The 4,411-nt window shown below is 69.8% G+C and carries 2 protein-coding genes; both read right to left on the bottom strand.

Features of this window, described 5'->3' with window-relative positions:
- Positions 1-3,263 (bottom strand): type I polyketide synthase (locus tag ACF073_RS41395; RefSeq protein ID WP_392076732.1); only part of this gene is annotated, 3,263 nt, incomplete at its 3' end.
- Positions 3,264-3,307: 44 nt separating this feature from the next.
- Positions 3,308-4,411, bottom strand: a 1,104-nt coding sequence (locus ACF073_RS41390) for a beta-ketoacyl reductase (RefSeq protein ID WP_392076731.1), incomplete at its 5' end; no start/stop codon positions are given.

Below are 4,411 nucleotides of genomic sequence, written 5' to 3'. Positions count from 1 at the left end.
CCCGCCGACTCCACCTCGCCCGCCGACAACGCGACCTCGCCGAACACCTCGTCCCCACGCCGCCACACCGCACGCAGCCCCTGAAACACCGGCCCATAGCCATAACCGCGACCGGCCAAGTCTTCGTACAGGTCCGACACATCTACACCCGTCGCACCCTCCGGCGGCCACACATCAAACTCGGCCGCAGACGCAGGAGCCTCCGCACTGAGCTGTCCGCTCGCGTGACGCACCCATGACGTATCGGGCTCGGCGTCATCCGGCCGCGAGTACACCGACACCGACCGCGCACCGCCCGTGTCCTCACCGACCGACACCTGGATGCGTATCGCACCCTTCTCGGGGATCACCACCGGCGCTTCGATGATCAGCTCACGCAGGGACCGCGCACCGACCTCGTCCCCGGCGCGGACCGCGAGTTCCACGAGGGCGGTACCCGGCAGCAGGACCACCCCCGACACCGCATGATCTGCCAGCCACGGGTGCGCTGCCAGGGACAGCCGGCCGGTGCACACGACACCACCGGTGTCCGGAACACCGACCACGATGTCAAGCAGGGGATGTCCGGTGGCCAGGGCGGGGTCCCCGCCGGACGACGTCGGGTTCAGCCAGTAGCGCTGCCGCTGGAAGGCGTAGGTGGGAAGATCCACTCGCTGTGCGCCGGTGCCGGAGAAGACCTTCTCCCAGTCGACGTCCACGCCACGAGTGTGGAGTCGGCCCAGGGTGGTCATCAGGGCCCGGTCCTCGGACGTGTCCCGCCGCAAGGAGGGCACGCAGTCCTGGGCGACCATCCCGGACAGGACCCCGTCGGGGCCCAGCTCCAGGAAGGTGGACACCTTCTCCGCGCGCATGGCACGGACGCCGTCGTGGAAGCGGACCGTGCCGCGTACATGCTCCACCCAGTACTCGGGCGAGCACAGCCGCTCCGGGTCCGCGAGTTCACCGGTCAGGTTCGACACCAGCGGCAGGGAGGGCTGGTGATAGGTCAGTCCGGCCGCGATCTGGCGGAACTCTTCGAGCATGGGATCCATCAGGGGCGAGTGGAACGCGTGGGAGACTCGCAGCCGTTTCACCCGACGACCCTCGAAGCGGGCGACCATTGCTTCGACCTCGTCCTGGACGCCGGACAGCACCAGCGATGTCGGCCCGTTGACAGCGGCGATGCTCACGCCATCGGTCAGCAGCGGGGTGATCTCGTCTTCCGCCGCCTCCACCGCGACCATCACACCACCAGCCGGCAACGCCTGCATCAACCGGCCACGCGCCACCACCAAAGCCGCCGCATCCTCCAGCGACCACACACCCGCCAGATACGCCGCGGTCACCTCACCGATCGAATGACCCGCCAGCACATCCGGCACCACACCCCACGACTGCACGAGACGGAAGAGCGCCACCTCGATGGCGAAGAGGGCGGGTTGGGCGTATCGCGTCTCGCCGATCAGGTCCCCGCCTTCGAAGACCAGGTCCATGAGCGAGCGGCCCAGGCTCTTGTCGACCGCCGCACACACCTCGTCGAAGGCTTCCGCGAACACCGGGAACCTCGCGTGCAGTTCACGGCCCATGCCGACCCGCTGCGAGCCCTGGCCCGTGAACAGGACGCCCAGACGACCGGGGACCACGGACTCGGCACGCACCGAAGCGAAACCGTCCTGCGCCTCCTGTGCCGAACCCGCGACCACCACCACACGGTGATCGAAACGAGCACGCGTCGTCGCCAGCGAGAAGGCCGTGTCCGTCAGGCTCAGGTCCGGGTGCGATTGCAGATGGTCGGCCAGACGCCGGGCCTGCGCGCTCACCGCATCGGCCGTCCTGCCGGACAGCACCAGCGGCACCACACCGTCCGGCACCACCGCACGCTCCACCGGAGCCGCGGGCTCGACCCCCTCCAGAATCACATGCGCGTTCGTGCCGCTGATACCGAACGCCGACACACCCACCCGGCGAGGACGATCCACCTCAGGCCAGGCCCGCGACTCTGTGAGCAGTTCCACCGCGCCCGCCGACCAGTCCACCTTCGGCGACGGGGCGTCCACGTGCAGCGTCTTCGGCAGCACACCGTGCCGCATCGCCTGCACCATCTTGATCACACCCGCCACACCCGCCGTCGCCTGGGTGTGACCGAGGTTGGACTTCACCGAGCCGAGCCACAGCGGCCTTTCCGCCGGGCGCCCTTGGCCGTACGTCGCGATCAGGGCCTGCGCCTCGATCGGGTCGCCCAGCGACGTTCCCGTACCGTGCGCCTCGACCGCGTCGACGTCCGCGGCGAGCAGCCCGGAGTTGGTCAGCGCCTGACGGATGACGCGTCGCTGCGAGGGTCCGTTGGGCGCGGTGAGACCGTTGGAGGCGCCGTCCTGGTTCACCGCACTGCCCCGGACGACCGCCAGCACCTCATGGCCGTTGCGGCGCGCGTCCGACAGCCGTTCCAGGAGCACCAGGCCCACGCCCTCGGCCCACGACGTACCGTCCGCGCCCTCGGCGAACGCCTTGCAGCGAGCGTCCGCCGCCAGCCCTCGCTGCCGCGAGAAGGCGACGAACGCGCCCGGCGTGGCCATCACCGACACACCGCCGGCCAGCGCGAGTGAGCACTCTCCGCTGCGCAGAGCCTGGGCGGCCAGATGGATGGCGACCAGCGCCGAGGAGCAGGCGGTGTCGATGGAGACGGCGGGGCCTTCGAAACCGAAGGTGTACGCGACACGGCCGGAGGTGACCGCGCCGGCGCTGCCGGTCAAGGCGTACCCCTCGGTGCTGGACTCCCCGCCTTCGAGGCTCGGGATGTAGTCCTGGGGCTTGGTACCGGCGAACACACCGACGTTGCGGCCACGCAGCGAGGTCGGGTCGATGCCCGCGCGCTCGAAGACCTCCCAGGAGGTCTCCAGCAGCAGCCGCTGCTGCGGGTCCATCGCCACGGCCTCGCGCGGGCTGATTCCGAAGAAGGCGGCGTCGAACTCGGCGGCGTCGGTGACGAAACCGCCCTCCCTGACGTACGACTTTCCGGGACGCTCAGGGTCGGGGTCGAACAGCCCGTTCACGTCCCAGCCGCGGTCGGTCGGGAACGGTGAGATGGCGTCGCTTCCCCCGGCGACCAGCTCCCACAGATCCTCGGGCGAGGAGACGCCGCCCGGGAGACGGCAGCCCATGGCGATGATCGCGATCGGGTCCGTCTTCTCGGATTCGACCTCGCGCAGCCGCTTGCGTGCCTGGCTGAGGTCGGCGAGGGCTCGCTTGAGGTAGTCGCGCAGCTTGTCGTCGTTCGTGCTCATCGAAAGTCCTTCTGCTCAACAGGTGTGGGGGGCCGGCGCCGCTGTCAGGAAGAGCCGAGCTCGTTCTCCGCGAAGCTGAAGAGTTCGTCGTCGGAGGCGGATTCCAGGTCGAAGTGCGCCTCGTCCTCAGCAGGAGAACCGGACGACGCGTACCGGGAAGCCAGGGTCTGCAGCCGCTTGGCCGTCTGCGCCATGACGTCGTCGTCCAGGGACGTGCTGCTCAACGCCGCTTCCAGCCTGTCCAGTTCGGCGAGCACGGACACCGGTGAGACACCGAGTTGTTCCAGCAGGACGTCGGCGAGGGCGGCCGGCGTCGGGTAGTCGAACACCGCCGAGGCGGGGAGCTGGAGACCCGTGGCCGCCGTGAGCCGGTTGCGCAGTTCCACGCCTGTGAGCGAGTCGAAGCCGAGGTCCTTGAAGGCACGGTCCGACGCGATCGCGTCTCGCTGGCGGCGGCCGAGTACGGCCGCGGCATCGGCGCTCACCAGGTCGATCAGGGTGCGCTGCCGCTCGGGCTGCGCCATCGTCGCCAGCCGGTCGATCAGGGACTCCCCGGCCGCACTTCCGGCGCTCTCGGCGCCACCGGTGCGGACGGTCCGGCGCGGCTTTCGGACCAGGCCTCGCAGCATCGGCGGCACCTCACCGGCTCCCGCTTGTGCGGCGAGAGCGGAGAAGTCGAACTTGACGGGGATGAGGGCGGGTTCGTCGGCGGCGAGGCCGGTGTCGAAGAGTGCCATGCCCTCCTCGGCGGACAACGGGCGGATACCACTGCGCCGCATGCGCGCCTGATCCGACTCCCCGAGCGAGCCCGTCATCGCACTCGACTCACCCCACAAACCCCACGCCAGCGACACCGCCGGCAGACCCTGCGCACGGCGCCACTGCGCGAACGCGTCCAAGAACGCGTTGGCGGCCGAGTAGTTGCCCTGTCCCGGACCACCGAGCGCACCCGAGGCGGAGGAATAGAGGACGAACGCGTCCAGGTCCAGGTCCCGCGTCGCCTCGTGCAACGCCAGCGCCGCATCCACCTTCGGCCGGAACACCCCAGCCAAGCGCTCCGGCGTCAGACCCGCGATCACACCATCATCCAGCACACCAGCGGTATGAACCACACCCGCCAACGGCGCACCACCAGGCACCCGCGCCAG

This window comes from Streptomyces sp. NPDC015171 (assembly GCF_043079545.1).
Taxonomy (GTDB): Bacteria; Actinomycetota; Actinomycetes; order Streptomycetales; family Streptomycetaceae; genus Streptomyces.
This window is presented reverse-complemented; position numbering and strand designations above follow the sequence as displayed.